21 protein-coding genes are annotated in these 20,547 nt (G+C 66.8%); 13 read left to right on the top strand and 8 right to left on the bottom strand.

Going from position 1 to position 20,547, the window contains the following annotated elements; all coding sequences use genetic code 11:
- The first annotated feature begins 126 nt into the window (after nucleotides 1-126).
- The 6 genes from JOE48_RS07335 to recJ all read left to right on the top strand — a co-directional run bounded on the left by JOE48_RS07335 (nucleotide 127) and on the right by recJ (nucleotide 7,156).
- Nucleotides 127-1,488: an AarF/ABC1/UbiB kinase family protein gene (locus tag JOE48_RS07335; RefSeq protein ID WP_210028938.1), complete on the top strand. Its 1,362-nt coding sequence runs from the start codon at nucleotides 127-129 to the stop codon at nucleotides 1,486-1,488.
- Nucleotides 1,489-1,609: 121 nt separating this feature from the next.
- Nucleotides 1,610-1,903 (top strand): aa3-type cytochrome c oxidase subunit IV, encoded by a 294-nt coding sequence (locus JOE48_RS07330; RefSeq protein WP_210028937.1) that lies wholly within the window; start codon nucleotides 1,610-1,612, stop codon nucleotides 1,901-1,903.
- A 206-nt stretch (nucleotides 1,904-2,109) separates the two neighbouring features.
- On the top strand, nucleotides 2,110-3,321 hold the full coding sequence (locus JOE48_RS07325) for a Re/Si-specific NAD(P)(+) transhydrogenase subunit alpha (protein ID WP_210028936.1): 1,212 nt from the start codon (nucleotides 2,110-2,112) through the stop codon (nucleotides 3,319-3,321).
- 24 nt (nucleotides 3,322-3,345) lie between these two features.
- Nucleotides 3,346-3,801, top strand: coding sequence for a proton-translocating transhydrogenase family protein (locus tag JOE48_RS07320; RefSeq protein WP_192707681.1), 456 nt, complete (start codon nucleotides 3,346-3,348; stop codon nucleotides 3,799-3,801).
- Nucleotides 3,802-3,805: 4 nt separating this feature from the next.
- Nucleotides 3,806-5,203, top strand: a complete 1,398-nt coding sequence (locus JOE48_RS07315) for an NAD(P)(+) transhydrogenase (Re/Si-specific) subunit beta (protein WP_210028935.1) — start codon at nucleotides 3,806-3,808, stop codon at nucleotides 5,201-5,203.
- A 126-nt stretch (nucleotides 5,204-5,329) separates the two neighbouring features.
- Nucleotides 5,330-7,156, top strand: a complete 1,827-nt coding sequence (gene recJ / locus JOE48_RS07310; protein ID WP_210028934.1) for a single-stranded-DNA-specific exonuclease RecJ — start codon at nucleotides 5,330-5,332, stop codon at nucleotides 7,154-7,156.
- A gap of 5 nt (nucleotides 7,157-7,161) precedes the next feature.
- Here recJ and JOE48_RS07305 read toward each other — a convergent pair whose 3' ends face one another.
- From JOE48_RS07305 to JOE48_RS07285, 5 genes are all read right to left on the bottom strand, one after another.
- Nucleotides 7,162-7,656, bottom strand: a complete 495-nt coding sequence (locus JOE48_RS07305; protein ID WP_210035627.1) for a CAP domain-containing protein — start codon at nucleotides 7,654-7,656, stop codon at nucleotides 7,162-7,164.
- A gap of 127 nt (nucleotides 7,657-7,783) precedes the next feature.
- Nucleotides 7,784-8,860 (bottom strand): HD domain-containing phosphohydrolase, encoded by a 1,077-nt coding sequence (locus JOE48_RS07300; protein WP_312893115.1) that lies wholly within the window; start codon nucleotides 8,858-8,860, stop codon nucleotides 7,784-7,786.
- 111 nt (nucleotides 8,861-8,971) lie between these two features.
- The gene (locus JOE48_RS07295) at nucleotides 8,972-9,124 is read right to left on the bottom strand and encodes a hypothetical protein (RefSeq protein WP_210028932.1); all 153 of its coding nucleotides are present in this window, start codon (nucleotides 9,122-9,124) and stop codon (nucleotides 8,972-8,974) included.
- A gap of 190 nt (nucleotides 9,125-9,314) precedes the next feature.
- Complete coding sequence (locus JOE48_RS07290; protein WP_210028931.1) at nucleotides 9,315-9,536, bottom strand: hypothetical protein; 222 nt, start codon at nucleotides 9,534-9,536, stop codon at nucleotides 9,315-9,317.
- A 79-nt stretch (nucleotides 9,537-9,615) separates the two neighbouring features.
- Complete coding sequence (locus tag JOE48_RS07285) at nucleotides 9,616-10,308, bottom strand: GntR family transcriptional regulator (protein ID WP_210028930.1); 693 nt, start codon at nucleotides 10,306-10,308, stop codon at nucleotides 9,616-9,618.
- Between the two features lie 479 nt (nucleotides 10,309-10,787).
- Here JOE48_RS07285 and oxlT point away from each other — a divergent pair, with 479 nt between their 5' ends.
- Together oxlT and JOE48_RS07275 are read left to right on the top strand one after the other, a co-directional pair.
- Nucleotides 10,788-12,065, top strand: coding sequence for an oxalate/formate MFS antiporter (gene oxlT, locus JOE48_RS07280; protein ID WP_210028928.1), 1,278 nt, complete (start codon nucleotides 10,788-10,790; stop codon nucleotides 12,063-12,065).
- Nucleotides 12,066-12,155: 90 nt separating this feature from the next.
- Complete coding sequence (locus JOE48_RS07275; RefSeq protein WP_210028927.1) at nucleotides 12,156-12,812, top strand: class II aldolase/adducin family protein; 657 nt, start codon at nucleotides 12,156-12,158, stop codon at nucleotides 12,810-12,812.
- Nucleotides 12,813-12,845: 33 nt separating this feature from the next.
- On the opposite strand, the gene JOE48_RS07270 is transcribed toward JOE48_RS07275, so the two are convergent.
- Together JOE48_RS07270 and frc are read right to left on the bottom strand one after the other, a co-directional pair.
- Entirely contained in the window at nucleotides 12,846-13,778 is a 933-nt protein-coding gene (locus JOE48_RS07270) for a methionyl-tRNA formyltransferase (RefSeq protein ID WP_210028926.1), read from the bottom strand.
- A 177-nt stretch (nucleotides 13,779-13,955) separates the two neighbouring features.
- The gene (frc, locus tag JOE48_RS07265) at nucleotides 13,956-15,233 is read right to left on the bottom strand and encodes a formyl-CoA transferase (protein ID WP_210028925.1); all 1,278 of its coding nucleotides are present in this window, start codon (nucleotides 15,231-15,233) and stop codon (nucleotides 13,956-13,958) included.
- A 461-nt stretch (nucleotides 15,234-15,694) separates the two neighbouring features.
- Here frc and JOE48_RS07260 point away from each other — a divergent pair, with 461 nt between their 5' ends.
- Nucleotides 15,695-15,979, top strand: coding sequence for a hypothetical protein (locus JOE48_RS07260; RefSeq protein ID WP_210028924.1), 285 nt, complete (start codon nucleotides 15,695-15,697; stop codon nucleotides 15,977-15,979).
- Between the two features lie 6 nt (nucleotides 15,980-15,985).
- Here JOE48_RS07260 and JOE48_RS07255 read toward each other — a convergent pair whose 3' ends face one another.
- The gene (locus JOE48_RS07255) at nucleotides 15,986-16,549 is read right to left on the bottom strand and encodes a hypothetical protein (RefSeq protein WP_245252746.1); all 564 of its coding nucleotides are present in this window, start codon (nucleotides 16,547-16,549) and stop codon (nucleotides 15,986-15,988) included.
- Nucleotides 16,550-16,555: 6 nt separating this feature from the next.
- Here JOE48_RS07255 and JOE48_RS30175 point away from each other — a divergent pair, with 6 nt between their 5' ends.
- From JOE48_RS30175 to JOE48_RS07240, 4 genes are all read left to right on the top strand, one after another.
- The gene (locus JOE48_RS30175; RefSeq protein WP_245252745.1) at nucleotides 16,556-16,864 is read left to right on the top strand and encodes a hypothetical protein; all 309 of its coding nucleotides are present in this window, start codon (nucleotides 16,556-16,558) and stop codon (nucleotides 16,862-16,864) included.
- A 286-nt stretch (nucleotides 16,865-17,150) separates the two neighbouring features.
- Nucleotides 17,151-19,034 carry an MHYT domain-containing protein gene (locus JOE48_RS07250; RefSeq protein WP_210028922.1) on the top strand — a complete coding sequence of 628 codons (1,884 nt, stop codon included), beginning with the start codon at nucleotides 17,151-17,153 and terminating at the stop codon, nucleotides 19,032-19,034.
- Nucleotides 19,031-19,483, top strand: coding sequence for a response regulator (locus tag JOE48_RS07245; protein ID WP_210028920.1), 453 nt, complete (start codon nucleotides 19,031-19,033; stop codon nucleotides 19,481-19,483). The genes JOE48_RS07250 and JOE48_RS07245 overlap by 4 nt, the downstream gene beginning before the upstream one ends.
- Nucleotides 19,480-20,544: a response regulator gene (locus JOE48_RS07240; RefSeq protein WP_210028918.1), complete on the top strand. Its 1,065-nt coding sequence runs from the start codon at nucleotides 19,480-19,482 to the stop codon at nucleotides 20,542-20,544. The genes JOE48_RS07245 and JOE48_RS07240 overlap by 4 nt, the downstream gene beginning before the upstream one ends.
- Nucleotides 20,545-20,547: the final 3 nt, after the last annotated feature.

Raw genomic sequence — 20,547 nt, 5'->3', positions numbered from 1 at the left:
CACGATCCGCCGGCCTCGCGCACGCGGCCGTTCGTCGTGGGTCCCCGCGGCGCAGGGACCCACGCCCCTGGCGTCTGCGCGCCAGCGGCATATCTCCCGGTCAGCCGCAGACAAACAGATCGAGTGATGGCCGAGACCGATCGCGAAGCCAACCGCTTCTCCGCCCGCGCCGGGCGCTACGCCAGCGTGGGCGCCAATGTCGGGGGCGTCGCCGCCAGGATGGCGATGTCCCGGCTGTTCGGCAAGGAGGGCACCACCAACGCCGCGGCCCTGGCCCAGGCGCTTGGTGGACTGAAGGGGCCGATCATGAAGGTGGCCCAATTGCTCGCCACCGTGCCGGACCTGCTGCCGCCCGAATACGCGGCCGAATTGCAGAAGCTCCAGGCCGACGCGCCGCCGATGGGGGCTGCCTTCGTGCGGCGGCGCATGCAATCGGAACTCGGGGCCGGCTGGCAGGCGCGTTTCGGCAGCTTCGACCTGAAGCCGGCGGCCGCGGCCTCGCTCGGCCAGGTTCACCGCGCCACCTCCAAGGATGGTGAGCGGCTGGCCTGCAAGCTTCAGTACCCGGACATGCAATCGGCCGTGGAAGCCGACCTGAAGCAGCTGGAACTTGCCTTCGCGCTGCATCGGCGCATGAATTCCTGGCTGGACACCCGCGAGATCGCCAAGGAGATCGGCGCGCGCGTGCGTGAGGAACTCGACTACGAGCGCGAGGCCAAGCATGCGGCGCTCTACGGCGCGGTCCTCAAGGACATCGCGGCTGTGCGTGTGCCGCAGGTGCACCCAAGCTTGTCGACCAAGCGTCTCCTGACGCTCGGCTGGCTCGACGGCGACAGGATCCTGGGCTTCGCCGAGGAACCCGTCGAGGTCCGCAACCGCATCGCCCAGGCGATGTTCAAGGCATGGTGGCACCCGTTCAGCCGCGCTGCGGTCATCCACGGCGATCCGCATCTCGGGAACTACACGGTGTTCTCGGAGGGCGGCGAGGCCGTCGGGATCAACCTGCTGGATTACGGCTGTGTGCGCATCTTCCATCCCCGCTTCGTCGGCGGCGTGGTGGACCTGTACCGCGGCCTCCTGACCGGCGACGAGGCTCGGATCGTGCACGCCTACGAGGTTTGGGGTTTCAAGAACCTCGATCGGGAAAAGATCGAGATCCTGAATATCTGGGCGCGTTTCATCTACGGGCCTTTGCTCGAGGACCGGACCCGGACCGTGGCGGACGGCGTGAAGCCCGGCGAGTACGGTCGACGCCAGGCCTTCGAAGTCCATCAGGCCCTGAAGGAGCGCGGCCCGGTGACGGTCCCGCAGGAATTCGTGTTCATGGACCGCGCGGCGGTCGGCCTCGGCGCGGTGTTTCTCCACCTCCGATCCGAGCTCAACTACCACCGGCTCTTCGAGGCCGAGATCGAGCATTTCTCGCTGGACACGCTCGCCGAACGTCAGGGCCGGGCGCTGGCCGAGGCGGGGCTTCCGAACCCGGCCTGAACCCGCCACAGACCCGCCGAGAGAGCGATCAACTTGCGTGCGTCCGATTGCGGCAGGTAAACGCTTGAGCTACATCCCACCGTGACCGCAAGAAGTCGCGTCTTAGGGAAACGAGCGCACGATGGCTGAGAGTGACACGGTGGCCGGGCACACCTACAGCCCGGCGATGGACGCGCGGACGCACGAGCAGACCTATCGCGGATTCGTCCGCTTCGTCGAGATCGCCACTGGCGTCGTGATCTGCTGGGTGCTGGCGCTGGCCGTCGGCGGGATTCGCGAAGCATGGCTTCTGGCCATCGTCGGCGTGATCGTTTCGGGTGCGGCGGGCGCGGTGGGTGCCCTGGCCCCGGCCGTGGGCTGGCGTGCACCAGTGGTCGTCGCCGTCCTTCTGCTGCTCTACCTGTTCTTCGCCTGAGGGTGCGGGTGCGGTTCCCGGACCGTCGGTCCTCGGGTTGACCCCGCTGACATCCGCTTGAGCGGGCCGCTGGCACGTGGTCGTTGATTCAATTGACCACAAGTTACATTCGGCCCAGTTCCACCATTGCGCCGCAGGTCCGCATCTCGAAAAGCCGCGACGCTTCGCGCATTCGAAGGGCCGAGCTTATCCAGGGGAATCCGCGCATGCGCATTGCTGTGCTGTCCGAGACCGACTCCGCGGAACCGCGCGTGTCCGCGGTCCCCGAGACCGTCAAGAAGTTCAAGGCTCTCGGCGCCGATGTCGTGGTGCAGTCGGGTGCCGGCCAGAAGGCCGGCATTCTCGACGCCGAGTACGAGGCGGCTGGAGCTGAGGTCGCGGGAAGCGCGGCCGATGCGGCGCGCGATGCCGACCTCGTCCTCAAGGTGCGGCGCCCGAGCGGCGAAGAGCTGCCTCAGCTCAAGCGCGGCGCCACCGTGATCGCGATCATGGATCCCTACGGCAACGAGGCCGCCCTCAAGGCGATGGCCGATGCCGGCGTCGCAGGCTTCGCGATGGAGCTGATGCCGCGCATCACCCGCGCGCAGGTCATGGACGTTCTCTCCTCGCAGGCGAACCTCGCGGGCTACCGCGCGGTGGTCGACGGCGCCGCCGAATACGGCCGGGCCATGCCGATGATGATGACCGCCGCCGGCACCGTGCCGGCCGCCCGCGTCTTCGTGATGGGTGTCGGCGTTGCCGGCCTGCAGGCCATCGCCACGGCGCGACGCCTCGGCGCCGTCGTGACCGCCACCGACGTGCGCCCTGCCACCAAAGAGCAGGTCGAATCGCTCGGCGCCAAGTTCGTCGCCGTCGAGGACGACGAGTTCAAGCAGGCTGAGACCGCCGGCGGCTACGCCAAGGAGATGTCGGCCGAGTACCAGAAAAAGCAGGCGGAGCTGGTCAAGGGCCACATCGCCAAGCAGGACATCGTCATCACCACCGCGTTGATCCCGGGCCGTGCCGCGCCGAAGCTGGTCTCGGAGGAAATGGTCGCGTCCATGAAGCCGGGCTCGGTCCTGGTGGATCTCGCGGTCGAGCGCGGCGGCAACGTTGCCGGAGCCAAGGCCGGCGAAGTCGTCATCACGGACCGCGGCGTGAAGATCGTCGGCCACGTCAACGTCCCCGGCCGCCTCGCCGCAACGGCGTCGAGCCTGTACGCCCGCAACCTCTACGCGTTCGCCGAGACCCTGATCGACAAGGAGTCGAAGGCGCTCGCCATCAACTGGGACGACGAGCTGGTGAAGGCCACGAACCTCACCCGCGATGGCTCGGTCGTCCACGCATCCTTCCAGCCCAAGACCGACGGCCCGGCCTCGGAGGCCGCATCCGTAGGGCTCGCCAAGTCGGAGGCCAACAAGGCCTCCGGCGCGCAGTGAAGACCGGTCGAGAGGAGTAGCAGAATGGCAACCGTCATCGTCCCTCCCGATCAGGCAGCCGATCAGGCCCGTGTGCTGGCCGACGCCGCACGTGCCGCTGCCGCGGTCGCCCGCAACGCGGCCGATCAGGCCCAGGTCATCGCCGACGGCATGGGCCACGGGCTCAGCGCCGCAACGGGCGGTGCTGTGGATCCCACGGTCTTCCGACTGGCGATCTTCGTGCTTGCGATCTTCGTCGGCTACTACGTCGTCTGGTCGGTGACCCCGGCGCTCCACACGCCGCTGATGTCGGTCACCAACGCGATTTCCTCGGTGATCATCGTTGGCGCGATCCTCGCGGTCGGCGTGCCGCTCATCGAGAAGGGCACCGGGCTTGCCCGGTTCTTCGGCTTCATCGGCATCGTGCTCGCCAGCGTGAACATCTTCGGGGGCTTCCTCGTCACGCAGCGCATGCTCGGCATGTACAAGAAGAAGGGCTGAGCCGGTGTCAGAGAACGTCTCCTCCCTTCTGTATATCGTCTCCGGCGTCCTGTTCATCATGGCGCTGCGGGGGCTCTCGCACCCGACCACCTCCCGGCAGGGCAACCTGTACGGCATGGTCGGCATGGGGCTGGCCATCCTGACCACGCTGGTCGGCCACCCGCCGGCCGGGATCGGTGCCTGGATCCTGGTTCTGCTCGGTCTCGGGATCGGCGGCGGCGCCGGTGCGGTGATCGCAAAGCGCGTGTCGATGACGGCAATGCCGCAGCTGGTAGCGGCCTTCCACTCGCTGGTCGGCCTCGCGGCGGTGTTCGTGGCGGCCGGTGCACTCTACGCGCCGCAGGCCTTCGGGATCATCGAGAACGGCCACTATCACAAGCAGTCGCTGTTCGAGATGGGGCTGGGCGTCGCCATCGGCGCGATCACGTTCACCGGCTCGGTGATTGCGTTCGCCAAGCTCGACGGCCGCATGTCGGGCAAGCCGATCATGCTGCCGCAGCGCCATCTCATCAACGCGCTGCTGGCGGCAGGGCTCGTCCTGTTGCTCGCCCTGTTCATCGGCACCGAGTCCAAGGCCATTTTCTGGCTGATCATCCTCGCCTCGCTGGTGCTCGGCGGTCTGATCATCATCCCGATCGGCGGCGCCGACATGCCGGTGGTCGTGTCGATGCTCAACTCCTACTCGGGTTGGGCGGCGGCCGGCATCGGCTTTACCCTGGGCAACCTCGCGCTGATCATCACGGGTTCGCTGGTCGGCTCGTCCGGCGCGATCCTGTCCTACATCATGTGCCACGCGATGAACCGATCGTTCATCTCGGTCATCCTGGGCGGGTTCGGCGGCGACACTGCTGTGGCGGGCTCCGGTCAGGTCGAGACGCGCCCCGTGAAGCAGGGCTCGGCCGACGACGCGGCCTACATCATGAAGAACGCCGAGCGCGTCATCATCGTCCCGGGCTACGGCATGGCCGTCGCCCAGGCGCAGCACTCGCTGCGCGAGATGGCCGACATGCTGAAGAAGGAGGGCGTCGACGTGAAATACGCCATCCATCCGGTGGCGGGCCGCATGCCGGGTCACATGAACGTGCTGCTCGCCGAGGCGAACGTGCCTTACGACGAGGTGTTCGAGCTTGAGGACATCAACGGCGAGTTCCCCCAGGCGGACGTGGCCTTCGTGATCGGCGCCAACGACGTCACCAATCCCGCGGCCAAGACCGACAAGGCCTCGCCGATCTACGGCATGCCGATCCTCGACGTGGAGAAGGCCAAGACCGTGCTGTTCATCAAGCGCGGCATGGGCTCGGGCTATGCGGGCGTCGAGAACGAGGTTTTCTTCCGCGACAACACCATGATGCTGTTCGGCGACGCCAAGAAGGTTGTCGACAGCATCCTGAAAACCTTCTGATCATCGAACTCTCGGGTTTGCGGCAAGGGCGGGCAGCGATGCCCGCCCTTCGTCGTTTCGGCCCCGGCCTGGTTTGGTTGCGCTGTTGCGGCGACGCCCGCGCGTCCGTGGCCAACGCTGTGTAGGATGACGGCCGTGTCTTGCGCTCCGCTCCTCGCCGACCAGCCTGCCTTCCTGGGTGTGGCCGCCTCCGTGACCGGACGGCGGTGGCAGGAGCGCTGCAGCGGCGCGGCCATTCAGAACCACATCGCCAAGATGGTGCAGGCCCATGGGCTGCCCGAACTGCTGGCCCGCGTCCTGGCCAGCCGCGGCGTGATGCCGGAGGAGACGGCACGTCACCTCGCACCGCGGCTCCGAGACCTGATGCCGGATCCCGATACGCTGCTCGATATGGATGCGGCGGTGCGCCGCCTCGTGCGTGCTGTACGGCGGGCCGAGACCGTGGCGGTTTTCGGCGATTACGACGTCGACGGCGCTGCCAGCGCCGCCCTGCTGGCGGGCTATCTGCGCGGCCTCGGCCTGAAGGCGCCGATCCACATTCCCGACCGGATCACCGAGGGTTACGGTCCCAATGTGGCGGCGATCACCAGCCTGGCAGCGGAGGGCGCGACCCTTCTCGTCTGCGTCGATTGCGGAACGAGTGGACACGGACCGCTGGAGGAAGCCGAGAAGGCGGGGCTCGACGTCATCGTCCTCGATCATCACGCCGCCTCGGAGGTCCTGCCGCCGGCGCGTGCGGTCGTGAACCCCAATCGCCTCGACGATCTTTCCGGTCTCGGCCACCTGTGCGCCGCCGGAATCGTCTTCCTGACGCTCGTCGCCCTCAACCGCGCCCTGCGGCACGGTGGATATTTCGGTCCAAACCGGCCCGAGCCCGCCCTCACCGATTCCCTCGACCTCGTGGCGCTGGCCACGGTCGCCGACGTGGTGCCACTCACCGGCCTCAACCGCGCCTTCGTGACCCAGGGCCTGACGGTGATGCGTCGTCGCAACAGGACGGGGCTGGCCGCGCTCCTCGATGCCGCATCGTTGATCGAACCGCCGGAATCCTGGCATCTCGGCTTTGTGCTGGGCCCCCGGATCAATGCCGGCGGGCGCATCGGTGATTCGGGCCTCGGCGCCCGGCTTCTGACTACGTCCGACCCGGTCGAGGCCGCACGGATCGCCGCCGAGCTCGACCGCCTCAACCGCGAGCGGCAGGCCATCGAGGCGCAGGCGGTGATGGAGGCCGAGGCCGAGATGGAACGCGCGCTCAGCCTCGATCCGGCGCGCGCCGTCCTGGTCACGGCCAGCGCCGAATGGCACCCGGGTGTCGTAGGCCTGATCGCGTCGCGGCTGAAGGAGCGCTTCAACCGCCCGGCCTTCGCGTTCGCGATTCGCCCGGATGGCAGCGCCACGGGCTCGGGTCGATCGATCCCCGGGGCGGATCTTGGTCTCGCCGTTCGGGCCTGTGTGGAGGCGGAGCTCGCCAGCAAGGGCGGCGGCCATGCAATGGCGGCGGGCGTGACGGTGCGGGCGGACGACATCCCGCGATTTGAGGCGCATCTGGCCGCACTGCTCGGTGCGAGCATCGCCCTTGCGCGTGCGGCCGACGCCCTCCTGATCGATGGCAGCCTCAGTGCCGGCGGTGCCACCGCCGAGACGGTCCGGCTGCTTCAGCGCGCAGGGCCGTTCGGCCAGGGTGCGCCCGAACCGGTCTTCGCGCTCGGGCGGCATCGGCTCGTCGATGCCGGCATCGTCGGATCAAGCCATGTCCGCGCACGCCTGCGCAGCCGCGATGGGCAAGCCGTCGGGGCGATCTGCTTCCGGGCCGCCGAGCGCCCGCTCGGCCTCGCGCTGCTGAACGGGATCGGCCGCGAGATGCACGTGGCGGGAACCCTGTCGTGCGATCGCTGGCGCGGCGCCGAGCGGGCGCAGCTGCGGATCGTCGATCTCGCGCCGGCCGATCCGTAGCGCCCTCAGCCCCCTGCCATGACCAGGGCCCAGAACCGCTTGTAGCGAGTGCCCGGGGCGTCGACCCGCGCGATACCGATTCGCCGGATCTGCGGAAGCAGCATGTTCCTGTTGTGCTCGGGGCTGGCCTTCCAGCGGGCGAGCACTTGGTCGAGGGTCTCGGAACCGGCGCTCAGATTCTCGGCGGACCAGGATTTCGCCAAGCCCGCCGAAGCCATGCGCGCGGTGAAGCTGCCGCCGATCTCGTGGCTCAGCTGCCCGTGGCGCGCATTGTTGCCGGCCTGAAATGCCGCGGCCTTCACCAGCGTGGGATCCACCACCACCGGGCTCAACCCATGCTGGAGGCGATAGGCCGAGATGGCCGCCGCGGCCGACACCTCGTCGAGGATCGCCGGCTGGGTCGCGTTCTCGACGGCCGGCTCGGGCGCGAACGGGAGGCCGCCGCATCCGGTCAGCGTCACCAGCAGAGTCAGGGCGAGAGTTGGATTCAGTTTCGGCACGGGCGGGCTGGCGCGTTGGAACGATCTGCGCGCCTCACTCCCGCCCGGTTGCGGCAAAAGCGCGGCGGCGGGCGACACGGCCTCCTCCGGCTCGCAGCCGTGGCCGTCATGCCACGCCGGCCGGCCGTTACGCGGCCAGGGCAGCGCTTCCCAACATCGCGGGCGCGAAGGCGCGTAGGAGCGCTGTATCGAGGTGGCCGCTGCTGTCGGTCATGATGGCCAAGGCCTCGACGGCGCTGGCAGGCTGCCGGTAGGTCCGCCGTTCCGTGAGCGCCGAGTACACGTCGCAGATCGTCACGATGCGGACGAGGTCCGATATCGCGCGACCTGACAGCCGATCCGGATAGCCCTTTCCGTCAAGGCGCTCGTGATGATGGCGGACCACGTCGATCACCGCACCCTCGAAGCCGCCCTGCGCCAGCAACAGATCGGCACCGATATCAGGATGCCGCTGCATCAGGCGCAGCTCTTCGGGATTGAGCGGTCCCGGCTTGTTCAGGATCTCGACCGGAATGCGCGACTTGCCGATATCGTGCAGGAGTGCCGAGCTCACCAGCCGGGCCAGGTCGACACGTCCAAGCCCGATCTGCGCGCCGAACGTCGCCGCGTGACCGGCGACACCGAGGGTGTGCTGGTAGACGCCGATGTCGTGGCGCCAGACTTCGGCAAGCCAGGCCGCGATACCCACTTCGGAGATGGCGGCCAACACCAATTCCGTGCCGCGATCGATGTCGGCCCGCTGAAAACGTGCGCCGAGGGCAGCGCTGTCGAACAGCTCGGCTACGAGCGCGGTCGCCTGGGTTACGTGTTCGGCAAGCCGCCGCTCCCGCACTTTGGCTGAGCGGGTCGCCTCCTCGATCATGGAGAAGGCATTTGCCAGCACGATCTGCCGCGCTGCAGCTGCCGGAAGCTGTCGGATCTGAGGTGCTGCGGGCACCGGCTCCCCGCGGACGAGCAGCAGGCGCGGTATCTGCGGGCCGGGATAGTTGAGGGCCGTTTCCAGTCGCGCGCCCTGAGCCGGCGGCAGGTCCAGGATGATCAGGTGAGGCCGTTCGTGCGGGACGGAGGCGCCGGGCGGCATGGCCCGGCAGTCCATCACCAGCGCAATCGCGCGCTCCAGCGCTGCCCGTTCCGAAGGCCGATCCGAAATCAGCAGAACGAAAGGATTGGCGGAGAATCGTGTTTGGGGGCCGACGGCCAACACGGTCGCTCCCTCGCCCGTATGGTCAACGATCCGTCGACCATAGCGGGAAGATTTGAGGAAAGCGTTAACCCTACGCAGTCAGCAGCGCGACTGCGTCGGTTACATCACGTCTCAGGCGAGCTTCGCCTTCCCGACCTCGCGCGCGGGGCTGACGGCCGAACGGTCAGCATCCGAAGCCGGGCTCAGGAAATCCGCATACTTGACGGTCAGCAGCGCCTGGCAGGCTGCGAACGCGGCGAACAGAACGAGGAAGCTGACGGTCATGGAACTCTCCGGAACGACGTCATCGCGTCATTTGCTGCGATGCGATAAATGCCATTCCGGACGGCAATCTGGTATGCCAGATAACGAATGCCCAGCATGCTTGCCATGCATGCAGGACAAAATGGTCTCTGATTTCCGGCCTTATCGACCGCCCTTATGCGTATGAGTGGGCCCGACGTACCGCGAACATTCAGTCAATCGCACACAATGAAATATTGCAGCGCAAATGATCGGTGCGACGGGATCGATGGTTCAGACGAACTGAATGCAAGATGATAGGCTGATTTTCCGACCGCACCGCTGCATTGCCGACAGCGACGAATTCAAGCTGGGGGAAAAACAATTTCTCCGCCGCAGCCTCGCCGGTTTCACCGCGCCGCTTCGATTGCGCCGATCCGAGATGGCGACCCAAGTGTCGGTCTCGGGGTCAGCGTCGCGGTGCGCCGCTCCCAGGGTGGCGATGCGGCGAGCCTCGCTGCGGCATCCCGAGCCTAGTCGAGGTAATCGCCGTAGGTATCGACGTGATGAGCGAGGCCCAGGCCGTGCTCGCGCACGAGACGTTCCGCAAGATCGGCGTCCCGGGCTTCCAGCGCGGCGATGATGGCAACGTGCTCCCGGATCGACCGCTCCGCCCGATCGCCCTGCCGCAAGGCCGTGCTGCGGATGCCGCGGACATGCATCAGGAGATTGCTGGTGAGATCCGCGATCGCGTCGCAATGGCCCAAAGCGATGATGCGCTGGTGGAAGCGGATATTGGCATCGGAATATTCGTCAATGTGCTCGGCGGGCTGACCTCCGTAGAATTCCGGGAAGGATTCGCGCAGCGCGCGGAGCTGGGCATCGGTGGCCCGCGCACAGGCGAGACGCGCCGCCATGCTCTCCAATGCCGTCCAAGCGTGGATCATGCTGACGATCTCGCGCTTGTTCTTCTTGATCACGAAGACGCCGCGCCGGGCTTCCGAGCGGACGAAGCCCTCCTGTTCGAGGACCGTCAGCGCCTCACGCACCGGAGTCCGGCTGACGCCGAGATCCTGCGACAGCTTCCGCTCATCGAGCCGCACCTCATCCGGACGCCCGTAGATGTCCATGTTGGTGATGGCGCTTTTGAGCGCCTCATAGGCCAAGGTCCGGAGACTGGAGCTGGCGACGATCGGCTTCACGCTCAACGGTTCGGAGTTCGACATCCCTCGTCCAGTCAACTCACAGCTATGATTTCCCGCACGCATTCTCTGTCGTGCGCTCTCAAGCGACCTAACTCAAACCTTAGCCAGATCCTAGTCAATTGCGGGCCGGTCCCACAGACCTGTGATGAGCGCAAGCCATCCTTGATCGAGCGATACTCCGCACGTGTCGGACTGGACCATCGGCGATGCGTACGTCCGGAGCACCGAACTTAATCCAGGGGCGCAATCCGGTATTTTTCTGCAGGTTCGATTGACAGGCTCCGGCGATATCAGCACCATCTTTCTGGCATACCGTCGACCAATAGCGATCGAATGCTGTTGTCGACGACGCATGCTGGAGGCGGTGCGATCAAATTTGCCCACGGGCGAAGAATTTTTCCAAGAACGACGAGCGGTTTGTTCTGCCATGACGCGCTGAGGCAGGGCATAAAACCGTACAGCGCATACGGCATTAAGAATACTGCCTAGGAGGGAAGCGTATGTCCGAGATCCACAAACCGGTGGGGCGCGGCCGATGGCTGCAACTCGCCTTCGGCGTCGTCTGCATGTGCATGATTGCCAACATGCAGTACGGTTGGACGTTCTTCGTGAACCCGATGCAGGAGCGGCACGGCTGGGATCGGGCCGCGATTCAGGTCGCCTTCACCCTGTTCGTCGTCACCGAGACCTGGCTGGTGCCGATTGAAGGCTGGTTCGTCGACAAGTACGGCCCGCGGATCGTCACCCTGTTCGGCGGCCTGCTGTGCGGTATCGCCTGGGTGATCAACTCCTACGCGGAATCGCTCACGGTGCTCTATATCGCGGCCGCGATCGGCGGCACGGGCGCCGGCGCCGTCTACGGCACCTGCGTAGGCAATTCCCTGAAGTGGTTCCCGGATCGCCGCGGCCTTGCCGCCGGCATCACCGCCATGGGCTTCGGTGCCGGGTCAGCGCTCACGGTCGTGCCGATTCAGGCGATGATCAAGTCGCAGGGTTACGAGGCCGCGTTCTTCTACTTCGGCATCGGGCAGGGCGTCATCGTGATGCTGATCGCCCTGTTCCTGCGGTCGCCGGCCAAGGGTCAGGTCCCGGAGGTCGCAAGGGTCAGCCAGTCGAAGCGGGACTACAAGCCGGCCGAGATGGTCCGGACCCCGATCTTCTGGGTCATGTACGCGATGTTCGTCATGATGGCCGCCGGTGGTCTCATGGCGACAGCGCAGCTCGGACCGATCGCCAAGGACTTCAAGATCGCCGACGTCCCGGTCTCGCTCCTCGGGATCACGCTGCCGGCGCTGACCTTCGCGGCGACGCTGGACCGGGTGCTCAACGGCGTCACGCGGCCCTTCTTCGGCTGGGTGTCGGATCATATCGGCCGCGAGAACACGATGTTCGTGTCGTTCGCGATCGAAGGCCTCGGCATCTACGCGCTGAGCCAGTTCGGCCAAAACCCGATCGCCTTCGTGCTGCTGACCGGCCTCGTGTTCTTTGCGTGGGGTGAGATCTACTCGCTGTTCCCTGCAACCTGCGGGGACACCTTCGGGTCGAAATACGCGGCGACCAACGCCGGCCTCCTCTACACTGCGAAGGGGACGGCAGCCCTGATCGTGCCCTACACCAGTGTGCTGACGACCATGACGGGGAGCTGGCACACGGTGTTCCTGGTCGCGGCGGCGCTGAACATCCTGGCGGCCCTGCTCGCGCTCTTCGTCCTGAAGCCGATGCGTGCAGCCTACACCAAGAAGCCTGAGGCCAGCCTCGCGCCGGTCCTGGCTCAGTAGCCGCCACCTACATGATCCGAAACAGCCCGGCGCCGTCTTTACGGCGCCGGGCTTCCTGCATACCCGGGACCGGAAAACCGGAGATCGGGCATGGATACCGACGAGCGCATCGCGCGGGACAACGTCGTGGCGGTCGCGCGCGACCTCGACGTGCAGGGGCTGAATCGCGGGACGTCCGGGAACGTCTCGGTCCGCTTCCGTGACGGCCTGCTGATCACGCCGTCGGGCTTACCAACCGCCCGCATGGGTTCCGACGACATCGTCCCGATGGGATTGGACGGCACGCATCCGCCGGACCAGAAGCCGTCCTCGGAGTGGCGCTTCCACCGGGACATCCTGGTCCGACGGCCGGAAATCGGCGCCGTCGTCCATGCACACCCGGTCTACTGCACCGCCTTCGCGATGTGCGGCCGAGACATCCCGGCGGTCCACTACATGGTCGCGGCCTTCGGGGGCCCCAGCGTCCGCTGCGCACCTTACGCGGCCTACGGCACGGCGGAGCTGTCCGAGCTCGCCCTGGCGGCCCTGGCGGACCGCAACGTCTGCCTTCTGGCGAACCACGGCATGATCGCGGCCGGCGCGAGCCTGGAAAAGGCGCTGTGGCTCGCCGTCGAGCTGGAGACGCTGTGTCACCAATACGCGGTCGCGCTCCAAGTCGGCGCCCCGGCGATCCTGTCGGATCACGAGATCCAAGCGACCGTGGAACGCTTCCGGGGCTATGGGTTGAATGCTCCCGCCCGCGCCTGACCTCCGGCGGGCAACGCAACCAGTCGGTAGGTTCTACCGGCCCAGCACCTGTCCCGCGGCGAGCCCGATCTCCCGCGCATAATCGGCGGCCGAGACCTTCTTGCCACCCTCTGGCTTGACCTTGCGGATCTCGATCCGGCCACCCTGCGCGCAGACGCTGAACCCGTCCGCATCGATTCCGATGACTTCTCCGGGCTTGCCCTTCACGTCGGAAAGGCGGCGGATCGGGTGCAGGCAGCAATCGAAGATCTGAAGCTTCTTGCCGTCGAGGGTCGTCCAGGCGCCGGGTGCCGGGTTCGCCGCGCGGATCAGGTTGTAGATCTGCTCGGCATGAGCCCCCCAGCGGATCTCCGCCTCGGCAGCGCGGAACCACCCCTCGTAGCTCGCCGCATCCTCGTCCTGATCGACCTCGATGTGCTGGCCGGCGACGACCAGATCCGCCGCCTCGAGCATGGCGTCGACACCCATCGGGAACAGGTTCTCGAAGTAGACGTCGCCTAGGGTCGCGTCGGCGCCGATCGCGCAGATCTTCTGCAGGATCACCGGCCCTTCATCGAGGCCGTCGGTGGGGCGGAAGATCGTGAGGCCGGTCTGCAATTCGCCCCGGGCGATCGGCCAGTTGATCGAGGACGGTCCGCGGTAACGCGGCAGCAGGCTCGGGTGGTACTGGATCGTGCCGTGGGTCGGGATGTTGACGAAGCTCTGAGGGGCGAACTGCAGCACGTAGGCCATGATGCCGATATCGGCCTTGAGGCCGCGCATGGCCGCCTCCGCCTCCGGGCTTTTGAGGCTCGCGAACTGAAAGACCTGCAGGCCCTTCTCCTCCGCCGCCGTCCTCAGCACGTCGGGCTTCGCGCCCGGCTTCTCCGGCGCGCAGAACACGCCCGCCACGTCATCGCCGCGCTTCAGGAACGCCTCAAGGACGGCCTTTCCGAAATCCTGCTGACCGATGAAGGCGATGCGCATGCGATGTCCTGGGCTTGATCCGGATCCCGGGCGGTCCGGACCGGAGAATCTAGGGCGCAAAAACAGCCAACGCTTGCCCGCGCCCACTTGTGGGGTCGATGAATCAATACGCCCGGGACGGTTCGTCACCGTCCCGGGCTATATGTTTCCCGATACCGACCGAAGGCCGGGCGATGCTTACTCGGCGGCGATCTTCTGCACCGTGCCGATCGCGCCCGAATTGGCGATCTCGCCGACCTCGGCCTCGGTGTATCCGAGCACGCTGCGCAGGATTTCGTCGGTATGCTCGCCCAGAAGCGGCGAGCGCACCACCTCGCTCGGGCTCGCCGAAAGCTTGATGGGGTTGCCGACCGTCAGGTACTTCCCGCGGGTCGGGTGATCGACCTCCACGATCGTGCCAGTCTTCCGCAGGGCCTCATCCTCGGCGATCTCCTTCATCGACAGGATCGGGCCGCACGGGATGTCGTACTTGTTGAGCGTGTCCATCGCCTCGAACTTGGACATCTTCATCGTCCAAGCCTCGATCCGCGTGAAGATCTCGTTGAGGTGAGGCAGACGCCCCTTCGGTGTGGCGTAGTTCGGGTCGGTCTTCCAGTCGGGCTCGCCGATGATGTCGCAGATCGGCTCCCAGACTGCCGCCTGGGTGATGACGTAGATATAGGCGTTCGGATCCTGCTCCCAGCCCTTGCAGCGCAGGATACGGCCCGGCTGGCCGCCGCCGGAATCATTGCCCGCCCGCGGGGTCGCCTCGCCGAACGGGATGCCCTCGCCGAACTGACTGTATTCCCGGAGCGGGCCATGCGCGAGGCGCTGCTGGTCGCGCAGCTTCACCCGGCACAGGTTAAGCACGCCGTCCTGCATGGCGCAGTCGACCTTCTGGCCGAGGCCGCTCTGGGTTCGGTGATACAGCGCCGTGACGATGCCGAGCGCGAGGTGCAGGCCGGTGCCGGAATCGCCGATCTGCGCGCCGGTCACCATCGGGATGCCGTCGCGGAAACCGGTGGTGGAAGCCGAGCCGCCGGCGCATTGCGCGACGTTCTCGTACACCTTGCAATCCTCATAGCGGCCGGGCCCGAATCCCTTCACCGACGCCAGAATCATGCGCGGGTTCGCCTCGTGGATCTTCTCCCAGGTCAGGCCCATGCGGGCGAGCGCGCCGGGCGCGAAGTTCTCGACGAGGACGTCGCATTCCTTGATGAGGCGCCAGAGCACCTCCTTGCCCTTCGGGTTCTTCGAATCCAGCGTGATCGAGCGCTTGTTGTGGTTCAGCATCGTGAAATAGAGGCTGTCCACATCCGGGATATCCTGGAGCTGCTGGCGTGTGGCGTCGCCGACGCCCGGCCGCTCGACCTTGATGACGTCGGCACCGAACCAGGCCAGAAGCTGCGTGCAGGTCGGGCCGGATTGAACGTGCGTGAAGTCCAGGATGCGGACACCTTCGAGGGCCTTGGTCATGATCGGTCTCGGAGTTGGAGGCGGTCTTCGGGATGCGGAGAGAGCGGCTCAAGCCGCCTGAGGGGCCGGTTCGATGCCCGTGCGAGTTCGCGACGCGGGGCGCGCAACACCAGGTCCGGCGCTTTCCATCCTTCGACGGATCATATCTGCACTCCCTCCCATCACGCGGTTTCGTCGTTTCGCGATACCGTCATTCGGACCCGGTGTAACGAGTCCGATGATTTGTATACCACATGCCATTGCGCGGAGGCGAGTACCCATTGTGAGCGGAGCGCGTCCACGAACCAGACGGACCGTAGGCTGACTAACGGGACGGCTCAACAGACGTCATTGCCATGCCTCGTGGGAGGCCCGAGCGGATGAAGGGCCCTTGGCTTTCGTGCGGGCCCGGTCCATGATTTCACCAAAATTGCCCGCTTCCGCGGCGAGCAGATCGATGCAACGCTGAACGAGGGACGCCCATGCTCGCCAGCACCAGCCTGATCAAATCTTCCTGGATCGCCGTCGATGTCGGTCATGACCGGGCCGAACGTGTGCTGGTCGTCGAGACATACATCGCGGTGAGTCCGCTCGAGCCGAACTTCGATTCGGCACAGTACGAGCGTGTCCTCGCCTGCGTGCAGAATGTGCTCAAGGCTCACCCGGAGATTGATCGGGCCTCGATCCTGAGCATGCATCGCGGCTCCGGCTGCACCGCCCTGTTCCGGACCCCCCCCGCGTCCGCCAATCATCCAGCGGCGGCCTGAGGCGCGTCAGGCGGTATCTGCCTGCGTGTCGCTCTGGGGCTCGGGTGGAGCCAGGGCGACGCGCGCTGCGTGGAACCACCAGAGCGGGATGTCACGGTTCGCCTTGACGAGTTCCGACGCCCAGCCCTCCTTGGGCATCACCTCGGCGCGATCGGCGAAGAGACGCAGCGCGCTCTCGGCGCGCTCCCTGCGGCACCGCTCATGAATCGCCGCCCGTTCAGCGGCGGCCCGCGCGTCGGTCTGCTCGACCAGCCGGCGGGTGGCGAGATCGTCCGCGTCGAACGCGAAGCGCTGCCAGAACGCCTCAGCCTCCCGAGCCACGTCGCGTTCGCGGCGAGCCAGCGCGAGCGCCTCCTCTGACGCAGCCCTGGCCGCTTCCGCCATCTCGGCACGCAGCAGCATCCGGTTATTGGCCTCCAGGAGCTCACGCTCGCGATCCGGGGCCATCCGCTGGCGGCGGAGCACCCGCAATTCCTCGTCGTTGGCGGATCCGCTGGCGACCGTGGCGAGCAGATCCGCCAAGGGACCTGCGGCCAGGGCCTCGGCCCGCTGCAGATAGCGCGCGCGCAAGCCCGGATGCGCAGCGTCCAGCGCATCATCGTCCCAGGACGGGCGATCCGCGCTTTCGCCCTGATCAGAATCGTACAGAGCGCGCGCGAGGGAGTTGCGCAGGCGGTCGGGCAACAATGTCGCGGCGTGTTCTTTCATGAACCTGCATTCGCGAAGAGCGATCAGCGAAGCCTACAACGCGCCAGGGCGATCGAAGAGACCGGCGCGGCGCGACAGACCTGTATTTTTTCTTCGTGCGGCTCTTCCTTCGCCTTCCCGGCCGGATCACGGCGCACGCATCGCAACAATGTAACCGCGGCGCCGTCGGTTCAATGATTCGGCGGCTCGATGCCGGCCACCGGCAGACCCGCAGCCGGTCTTGGGTGCTGCGAACCAGCTGGCTCTCACCTTATCGCAGGGGAGCGCCCCCGCATTGCGCCGGGATTTGCCGGCTTTCAAGCCCTTCGTGCCGCGTCGTCCGCTCGCGATGCGGGCGCCCGGTAAAAGGGCTGCGCCGCAACATCGGTATTCAGGAGATTCGGCTGCCGCCTAAAGACGATAGCGCCGCCCCACGACACAGGATACATCGTGAATGGCGGTCCTCGCCTGCCGATGAGTCCACATGGTCCACACCGGCTACAATCCGGCGCTCGTCGCTCTGTCGATCGGCCTGTCCATCTTCGCCTCCTACACCGCCCTGGATCTGGGTGCCCGCGTCCGTGGACCGGTTCCGGGCGCGAAGTGGCCCTGGGTCGCGGGCGCAGCCTTGGCCATGGGCGGCGGGATCTGGTCAATGCACTTCGTCGGAATGCTGGCCTTCGAGATGGGCCTGCCGGCCGCCTACGATCTCGGCCTGACGCTTTTGTCCTTGCTCATCGCCATCGGGTTCACCGGTGGGGCGTTCCTGTGGGTGGCCCATCAGGGGGAGGGGCTTGCAAGCCTGCTCATCGCCGGCCCGCTGATGGGGCTCGGCGTCGCGACGATGCACTACACCGGCATGGCGGCGCTCCAGATTTCAGGACGTCTCGCCTACAGCCCGCCGGTGGTGGCCCTCTCGGTGGCGATCGCCGTCACCGCCGCGACGGCTGCGCTGTGGCTCGCGTTCCGCCAGCACGGCGTCTGGCAGAAGCTTGCCGCCGCCAGCGTCATGGGCCTCGCGGTGGCCGGAATGCATTACACCGGCATGGCGGCGGCCACGATCTCGGCGTCGGAATCCGGCGGCGACGCGACTCATGTCGGGATGGTCACGCAGCGGCAGGAGAACCTGGCCCTCTATGTGGCGGGAGCGACCTTCCTCATCCTGTTCCTGGCGATGCTGGCCTCCTCCATCGACCAGCAGCGTGTTCAGCGCGAGTTGCTGGCGAGCGAGGCGCGGTTCCGAGCCGCCATCCAGGCCGTTCGCGGCGTACTCTGGACCAACGATGCCACAGGCCGGATGCTCGGTGACCAGCCGGGCTGGAGCGCGATCACCGGTCAGGCCCGCGACGAGTACCAGGGTTTCGGATGGGCGAACGCAGTCCATCCCGATGATCGCAAGGACTCGGTCGATCGCTGGAACGAGACGGTTCGGGCGCGGCGCACCTTCGTTCACGAGCATCGGGTGCGCTGCGGCGATGGCACATGGCGGCATTTCGCGATCCGCGCCGTCCCGGTGCTCGACGACCGGGGCGCGATTCGGGAATGGGTCGGCGTTCACACGGACATTACCGAGCAGCGCCAAGCCGAAGCCGACCTGCGGGAATCGAACGAGGAGATCCAGCGTTACGCCTATATCGTCAGCCACGATCTGCGTGCGCCGCTCGTCAATGTGATGGGCTTCACCAGCGAGTTGGAGGCCACGCGGGCCGAGATGCGGGCCGCACTCGACGGCCACCCGCAGGCCGAGCGGATCGACGCGGATTTCAGCGAGGCGCTGGGCTTCATCAAGGCTGCGGTGAATCGGATGGAGGGGCTCATCGCCGCGATCCTGAAGCTGTCGCGGGAGGGCCGGCGCCAGTTCATGCCGGAACCGCTCGACATGACCGCCCTGCTTCGCGACGTTGCGGACGCGCAGCGGCATCAAGCCGAGGCAGCCGGCGCTGCCGTGACGATCGCGGCCGATCTGCCGTCGATCGTCGCCGACCGGCTCGCCGTCGAGCAGATCTTCGGCAACCTTCTCGACAACGCGATCAAGTACCTCGATCCCTCCCGCCCGGGACGCGTCACCGTCACGGCAAAGGCCGTCGGTTCAAGAGGGGTCTGCTTCTCCGTGACCGACAACGGTCGGGGCATCGCGGAGCGCGACCACGCTCGTGTCTTCGAGTTGTTCCGGCGGTCGGGTGCCCAGGATCGTCCCGGGGAGGGGATCGGCCTCGCTCACGTCAAAGCGCTGATCCGCTCGTTCGGCGGACGGATCGACATCACCTCGAAACTCGGGGAGGGCACCACGTTCAACGTGACCTTGCCGCACGGTGCGTCTACAGCGGTTCTCGACGACCGTAAGCCGGCACCCCTCGCCGCCGAATGAGCGTGGAGCGAGCCGTGCATCCCGTCAGCATCGTGATGATCGAAGATGACGAAGGTCACGCGCGGCTGATCGAGCGAAATATCCGGCGGGCGGGCGTCAACAACGAGATCGTGCCGTTTCAGAACGGCACGTCGGCCCTCGAATACCTTTTCGGGCCGGATGGGTCCGGGCTGGCGAGCGCCCGGCGCCACCTCCTGATCCTGCTCGACCTCAACCTGCCGGACATGACCGGGCTCGACATCCTGGAGAAGGTCAAGGCGAACCCGCATACGCGACGCTCGCCCGTGGTGGTGCTCACCACCACCGACGACAGCCAGGAGATCCAGCGCTGCTACGATCTGGGAGCGAACGTCTACATCACCAAGCCGGTAAATTATGACGGGTTCGCGAACGCGATCCGGCAACTGGGCCTGTTCTTCTCGGTCATGGAGGTCCCCGAGAACCCATGAGCGCGGATCCCGCCGGAGCTGATCGCACCGCCGCGGCGGCGCGCATCCTCTACATCGACGACGATCCTGGCCTCGGCCGCTTGGTCAAGCGCTCGCTGGAGGCGCGCGGCTACGCGGTGGAACTCTGCGCGAGCGGTGCCGAGGGCCTCGCGCGCCTGGCCCAGGGCGGGGTCGACGCCGTGGCGCTCGACCATCACATGCCGGGCCAGACGGGGCTCGACCTCCTGCCTGAAATCCGCGCCCTGCCGCAGGCCCCGCCGGTCATCTACGTGACCGGATCCGAGGACAGCCGCGTCGCCGTGGCCGCCCTGAAGGCGGGTGCCGTCGACTACGTCTGGAAGGACATCCAGGGCCAGTTCCGCGAGCTTCTGGGCGAAGCTGTCGCGACGGCGTTGCGGCAGGAGGCTCTGCGCCGGGACAAGGAGCGCGCGGAAGCCGAGATGCGCGAAGCCCGGGACCGGGCCGAGTTGCTGCTGCGCGAGGTCAACCATCGGGTGGCCAACTCCCTGGCGCTGGTGGCGGCACTCGCGCACATGCAGCGCAATGCCGTGAGCGACCCGGCCGCCAAGGCCGCGCTCGACGAGATGCAGGCGCGGATCTCGGCCATCGCGGGGATCCACCGCCGCCTCTACACGTCGGAGGACGTCGAGTCGGTCGAGCTGGACGCCTATCTGACAAGTCTCGTCGAGGAGCTGCAGGCGGCGATGCGGGCGAGCGGGCGCGATCACGCGATCCGGCTGCGGGCGGCGCCGGTGCGGCTCTCGACCGATAAGGCGGTCTCGGTCGGCGTCGTCGTGACCGAACTCGTCACCAACGCCTACAAGTACGCTTACCCTCCGGGCAGCTCGGGGGAGATCCGGGTCGCGGTCGATTGGGACGCCTCCGATACCGTTTCGCTCGCCGTGGAAGATGACGGCATCGGATGGACGGGGGAGGGCGAGATTCGTGGTACCGGGCTCGGCTCGCGCATCGTACGCGCCATGGCGACGAATCTGCGCTCGGCGCTGTCCTATGTTCCAGGATCGCCTGGCACCCGCGCCGTACTGGTCTTTCAGGTCTGAACC

The sequence above is a fragment of the Methylobacterium sp. PvR107 genome, from assembly GCF_017833295.1.
Taxonomy (GTDB): domain Bacteria; phylum Pseudomonadota; class Alphaproteobacteria; order Rhizobiales; family Beijerinckiaceae; genus Methylobacterium.
This window is presented reverse-complemented; position numbering and strand designations above follow the sequence as displayed.

Bases quoted from the DNA above. Each gene is read 5' to 3' on its own strand.
- JOE48_RS07250 (WP_210028922.1), top strand. From the start codon at position 17,151: ATGGTCCACACCGGCTACAATCCGGCGCTCGTCGCTCTGTCGATCGGC.
- JOE48_RS07330 (WP_210028937.1), top strand. From the start codon at position 1,610: ATGGCTGAGAGTGACACGGTGGCCGGGCACACCTACAGCCCGGCGATG.
- JOE48_RS07285 (WP_210028930.1), bottom strand. From the start codon at position 10,308: ATGTCGAACTCCGAACCGTTGAGCGTGAAGCCGATCGTCGCCAGCTCC.
- JOE48_RS07260 (WP_210028924.1), top strand. From the start codon at position 15,695: ATGCTCGCCAGCACCAGCCTGATCAAATCTTCCTGGATCGCCGTCGAT.
- oxlT (WP_210028928.1), top strand. From the start codon at position 10,788: ATGTCCGAGATCCACAAACCGGTGGGGCGCGGCCGATGGCTGCAACTC.
- frc (WP_210028925.1), bottom strand. From the start codon at position 15,233: ATGACCAAGGCCCTCGAAGGTGTCCGCATCCTGGACTTCACGCACGTT.
- recJ (WP_210028934.1), top strand. From the start codon at position 5,330: ATGACGGCCGTGTCTTGCGCTCCGCTCCTCGCCGACCAGCCTGCCTTC.
- JOE48_RS07240 (WP_210028918.1), top strand. From the start codon at position 19,480: ATGAGCGCGGATCCCGCCGGAGCTGATCGCACCGCCGCGGCGGCGCGC.
- JOE48_RS07335 (WP_210028938.1), top strand. From the start codon at position 127: ATGGCCGAGACCGATCGCGAAGCCAACCGCTTCTCCGCCCGCGCCGGG.
- JOE48_RS30175 (WP_245252745.1), top strand. From the start codon at position 16,556: ATGCGCAGCGTCCAGCGCATCATCGTCCCAGGACGGGCGATCCGCGCT.
- JOE48_RS07245 (WP_210028920.1), top strand. From the start codon at position 19,031: ATGAGCGTGGAGCGAGCCGTGCATCCCGTCAGCATCGTGATGATCGAA.
- JOE48_RS07325 (WP_210028936.1), top strand. From the start codon at position 2,110: ATGCGCATTGCTGTGCTGTCCGAGACCGACTCCGCGGAACCGCGCGTG.
- JOE48_RS07270 (WP_210028926.1), bottom strand. From the start codon at position 13,778: ATGCGCATCGCCTTCATCGGTCAGCAGGATTTCGGAAAGGCCGTCCTT.
- JOE48_RS07275 (WP_210028927.1), top strand. From the start codon at position 12,156: ATGGATACCGACGAGCGCATCGCGCGGGACAACGTCGTGGCGGTCGCG.
- JOE48_RS07320 (WP_192707681.1), top strand. From the start codon at position 3,346: ATGGCAACCGTCATCGTCCCTCCCGATCAGGCAGCCGATCAGGCCCGT.
- JOE48_RS07295 (WP_210028932.1), bottom strand. From the start codon at position 9,124: ATGACCGTCAGCTTCCTCGTTCTGTTCGCCGCGTTCGCAGCCTGCCAG.